Genomic DNA, 4,971 nt, shown 5'->3' with positions numbered 1-4,971 from the left:
AAACCACAACCTGAACCTAAACCACAACCTGAACCTAAACCACAACCTGAACCTAAGCCGCAGCCAGAGCCCAAGCCGCAGCCAGAGCCCAAACCGCAACCTGAACCTAAGCCGCAGCCAGAACCTAAACCACAACCTGAACCTAAACCACAACCTGAACCTAAGCCGCAGCCAGAACCTAAACCACAACCTGAACCCCAACCACAACCACAGCCAACTCCTAAACCTCAACCTCAGCCTAATTCGCAGCCACACCCCCAAGTGACCCCTGCGCTACCCACTCCAACCGGAACGGCACCAGCTAAGCATCCCCTCACCGGGAACGCTGACGCTAATTCTATGTTTCCCGCAGGAACCGCAACTTCTGTAACGTCGCCAATGACACCACCCGTCATCCATAACGCGCAAACGGCCCAAGGACGCCCCACCGAGTTCCGGCCACAACCAGCCGCCCCAAAGGAGGCCGCACGTAAGTTGCCCCAAACCAACGATCACGTCACTTGGTTAACCCGGCTTCTGGGAAGTAGTCTGCTTCTAACGACCCTCATCACTTACTACCGTAAACGTCACTAATGAACTCGATGACGTTCAAAAGCCCCCAGACAATCCGTCTGGGGGCCTTTGTACATCATGGCTTAGTCCTTCGGTTTCACCTAGTGCGCAACAATGCTAACGTTTCCGGGGACGCCGTCGGTTAACTCTGGAGCAATTGGCTCAATAGGTGCTCGTATTCGTCATCCAGTCGTTACAATTCTCGTTTTGTCGCTTGAATTTCGTGTAACGTCGCCGGGACGTCCATCACCGGCTCATGCGTCGCGGGTGTCACGTACCGCACGACGTTTAAGTCAAAATCGCCGTTACCGTTGCAGCCGTGAACTCGGCTTTTCCGTCCGGTCGGATGCCTAATTGGGACGCATCCACCATCCAAATATCTCGGCTAGGCCGATCTAAAGGCCTCCTTATAAATTTCGTTATAGACGCAGACGTAAAACGCCGCCATCCCCCTTTGGCGATGACGGCGTTTCTTCACTATTCCAAACCCAAACGTTTAAAAATGACATCCACCCGACGCAGATGGTAATGGTAATCGAAGGCGTCTTCGATCTGGTCCGGTGTGAGCCGTTCTTGAATCCCGGCACTGGCTTCCACCAGTGGTCGAAACTGGACTTGCTCATCCCAAGCCTTAGCGGTCAAGGGTTGCACCAAATCGTAGGCGTCCTCGCGACTCATCCCCGCCTCAATCAACTTCAACAGGAGTCGTTGGCTGTAAATCAAGCCGTAGGTCCGGTTCATGTTAGCTAACATGGTCTGGGGGAACACATCCAGATTCGTCAGGATGCGGTTAAACCGGTGGAGCATGTAATCTAGTAACGTGGTCGTTTCCGGTAAGATAATCCGTTCAGCCGACGAGTGTGAGATGTCACGTTCGTGCCACAGACTGACGTTTTCGTAAGCCGTAATCACGTTGCCGCGCAGAACCCGCGCCAGACCAGTCACGTTTTCCGACCCAATCGGGTTACGCTTATGCGGCATCGCCGACGATCCCTTCTGGCCGGGGTTGAAGTATTCTTCGACCTCGTGGATCTCCGAGCGTTGTAAACTCCGAATTTCCGTGGCGAACTCTTCAATGCTGGTCCCAATCAATGCCAGCGTCGCAATGTAGTCGGCGTGCAGGTCGCGGGGCAGCACCTGACTGGCAATTGGTTGCGCCGTAATTCCCAGGTTTTCGCACACGTAAGCTTCCACTTCTGGCGGCACGTTAGCAAACGTGCCCACGGCGCCACTGATCTTACCGGTCTCAACACCCTTAGCGGCCCGGTCAAAGCGGTCTAAATTCCGTTGCATCTCCGCGTACCAGCGGGCAATCTTCAACCCAAAGGTGGTCGGCTCGGCCTGGACCCCGTGGGTCCGGCCGATCATGACCGTATCCTTATACTTCAGGGACAAGGTCTTTAACGTGGCAATCAAGGTCACGATCCCCTGGCGCAACTGAACGTTAGCCTGCTTCAACCGGTAGCCCTGAGCGGTGTCGACCACGTCAGTGCTGGTCACACCAAAGTGAATCCACTTCCGTTCCGCACCCAAAGATTCGGACACGGCCCGGGTAAAGGCGACCACGTCATGGTGGGTCACGGCTTCAATCTCGGCGATGCGGTCGACGTTAAAGGTGGCGTTGGCCCGAATCTTCTCGGCATCGGCCACCGGGACCTCACCTAATTTGGCCCAGGCCTCATCAATCGCAATTTCGACGGCCAGCCAAGACGCGTACTGGTTTTGTAACGACCAAATCTTTCCCATTTCGGGACGCGTATAACGTGATAACATGGGGGATTCCTCCTTATTTTTCCGGTAAAACACGAACATTTAAATAATTATTCGGTAAATATCCGTTGACCATTATATCATAGATCATCCTAAAATTGGATAGATTAGCCAATAAATCATTTCTATATTTAGTTTCTGTCCTCAATAAATGGAATGATTATAGAAAATAATTTATAATCGTTCGTTTTTACCTTGATTTTTAATTCCGAACATGGTAAATTAATTCTTGCTGGGTCGTTCGGCTTAGCAAAAATAAAACGATGAGGTGTTGTTATGTCATCAACAGTAGTAGTTGGTAGTCAATGGGGCGATGAAGGAAAGGGCAAGATCACTGATTTTCTGAGTGAAAAAGCGGACGTTATCGCGCGCTACCAAGGGGGCGACAACGCCGGTCACACCATCGTCTTCAACGGCCAAACGTTCAAATTACGCTTGATTCCGTCCGGGATTTTCTACGCGGATAAGACCAGTGTGATTGGTAACGGCGTGGTCTTAAACCCGAAATCCTTAGTTGAAGAGTTAAAGTACCTCAACGACAACGGCGTCGCCACGGACAATCTCCGGATTTCCGACCGGGCCCACGTCATCCTGCCGTACCACATTCTCTTGGACAAGTGCCAAGAAAAGACCAAGACTAACAAGATTGGGACCACCAACAAGGGAATCGGCCCGGCTTACATGGATAAAGCCGAACGGGTCGGTATCCGGGTGGCCGACCTACTCGACCGCGACATCTTCGCCGCCAAACTCAAACAAAATTTGGCCGAAAAAAATGAGTTATTCGTCAAACTTTACGACGAACAACCCCTGAACTTTGATGATATTTTCGAAACCTACTATCAATACGGGCAACAATTGAAGGCCCACGTCACTGACACCTCCGTGGTGATCAACGACGCCATCGACGCCGGCAAGAACGTGCTGTTCGAAGGCGCCCAAGGTGTGATGCTCGACATCGACCACGGGACTTACCCGTTCGTCACGTCTTCTAACCCCGTTGCCGGGGGTGTGACTATCGGTTCCGGCGTTGGCCCGACCAAGATCAACCAGGTCGTCGGCGTCTGCAAAGCCTACACATCCCGGGTCGGTGACGGACCGTTCCCAACCGAACTCCACGACGAAATCGGCGACACTATCCGCGAAACCGGCCACGAATACGGTACGGTCACCAAGCGGCCTCGCCGAATCGGTTGGTTCGACAGCGTGGTACTCCGGCACGCCAAGCGCGTATCCGGTTTAACTCACCTGTCCTTGAACTGTTTAGACGTCCTGACCGGTTTACCAACCGTCAAAATCTGCAAGGCCTACGAACTCAACGGCGAAACGATTTACCATTACCCCGCTAGCCTGAAGGATCTGTCGGCTTGCCAGCCCGTCTACGAAGAACTTCCGGGTTGGACCGAAGACATTACCGGCTGCCGGTCACTGGCCGACTTACCCGAAAACGCCCGGAACTATGTGCAACGGTTAGCAGACTTGGTCGGCATTCCCGTCGCGACTTTATCCGTCGGTCCCGACCGCGAACAAACCAACATTTTACAACCCATCTGGGATTAAACCACTAAATTAGGAGCTGAACGCGATGCATCCATCCGAAGTATTTGATTATGAAGACATCCAACTGATTCCCAACAAATGTATCCTCGATAGTCGGTCCGACGCCGATACCACGATTACCTTTGGCGGCCGTCAATTTAGAATCCCCGTCGTGCCCGCTAACATGGAAACCGTCATCAACGAAGAACTGGCCACCTGGTTGGCCCAAAACGATTACTTCTACGTGATGCATCGCTTCCAGCCGCAAGAACGCCGCGGCTTCATCGAACGCATGCACGCCCAGCACCTGTTTGCGTCAATCAGTGTCGGGGTCAAACCCGACGAACATGCCTTCATCGACGAGTTGGCCGCGGCCGACCTGATCCCCGAATACATCACCATCGACATCGCCCACGGGCACGCCGATTCCGTGATTCGGATGATCAAGAAGATCAAGGACGCCCTCCCCACCAGCTTCGTGATTGCCGGCAACGTCGGCACACCCGAAGCCGTTCGGGAACTAGAAAATGCGGGCGCCGACGCCACCAAGGTCGGCATCGGCCCCGGTAAGGCCTGCATCACCAAACTCAAAACCGGGTTTGGGACCGGGGGCTGGCAATTAGCCGCCCTGCGGCTCTGCGCCAAGGCCGCTCGCAAGCCGATCGTCGCCGATGGTGGAATTCGCTACGACGGTGACATTGCCAAGTCTGTGCGCTTCGGTGCCAGCATGGTGATGATCGGTTCCATGTTAGCCGGGCACGAACAATCGCCGGGTAGCAAGCTAACCATTGACGACCGCGTGTACAAGCAGTATTGGGGCTCCGCGTCCGAGAAACAAAAGGGCGCCTACCGCAACGTGGAAGGCAAACAAATGTTGGTCCCTTACCGTGGCGACATCGCCGACACGCTTCAAGAAATCCACCAAGACTTACAGTCCTCGATTTCTTACGCCGGTGGCCGCAACCTGCTGGACATCCGGACCGTTGACTACGTGATTGTTAAGAACTCGATCACCAACGGCGACCATTACTAAATCTTTAAATTAACGCAAAACGAGTTTGGGACATAAGTCCCTAAATTCCAGTAATTAAAAATTGGTCCTAGAAATCG

5 protein-coding genes are annotated in these 4,971 nt (G+C 53.3%); 4 read left to right on the top strand and 1 reads right to left on the bottom strand.

Annotated features, from left to right (window positions below):
* Nucleotides 1–265, top strand: a 265-nt coding sequence (locus FD25_RS14300) for a hypothetical protein (RefSeq protein ID WP_235807919.1), incomplete at its 5' end; no start/stop codon positions are given.
* 74 nt (nucleotides 266–339) lie between these two features.
* A complete protein-coding gene (locus tag FD25_RS14075) occupies nucleotides 340–573 on the top strand; it encodes an LPXTG cell wall anchor domain-containing protein (RefSeq protein ID WP_157050056.1) in 234 nt (77 codons plus the stop codon).
* A 456-nt stretch (nucleotides 574–1,029) separates the two neighbouring features.
* On the opposite strand, the gene purB is transcribed toward FD25_RS14075, so the two are convergent.
* Nucleotides 1,030–2,325, bottom strand: coding sequence for an adenylosuccinate lyase (gene purB / locus FD25_RS06810; RefSeq protein ID WP_057802906.1), 1,296 nt, complete (start codon nucleotides 2,323–2,325; stop codon nucleotides 1,030–1,032).
* A gap of 273 nt (nucleotides 2,326–2,598) precedes the next feature.
* On the opposite strand from purB, the gene FD25_RS06805 reads away from it, so the two are divergent.
* Nucleotides 2,599–3,882 carry an adenylosuccinate synthase gene (locus FD25_RS06805; protein ID WP_057802905.1) on the top strand — a complete coding sequence of 428 codons (1,284 nt, stop codon included), beginning with the start codon at nucleotides 2,599–2,601 and terminating at the stop codon, nucleotides 3,880–3,882.
* A 25-nt stretch (nucleotides 3,883–3,907) separates the two neighbouring features.
* Nucleotides 3,908–4,894, top strand: a complete 987-nt coding sequence (locus FD25_RS06800) for a GMP reductase (RefSeq protein WP_057802904.1) — start codon at nucleotides 3,908–3,910, stop codon at nucleotides 4,892–4,894.
* Nucleotides 4,895–4,971 lie beyond the last annotated feature (77 nt).

Source organism: Levilactobacillus acidifarinae DSM 19394 = JCM 15949, from assembly GCF_001434835.1.
GTDB classification, from domain to species: domain Bacteria; phylum Bacillota; class Bacilli; order Lactobacillales; family Lactobacillaceae; genus Levilactobacillus; species Levilactobacillus acidifarinae.
The sequence above is the reverse complement of the archived record's forward strand: the minus strand, read 5'-3'. Positions and strand labels throughout refer to the sequence as shown.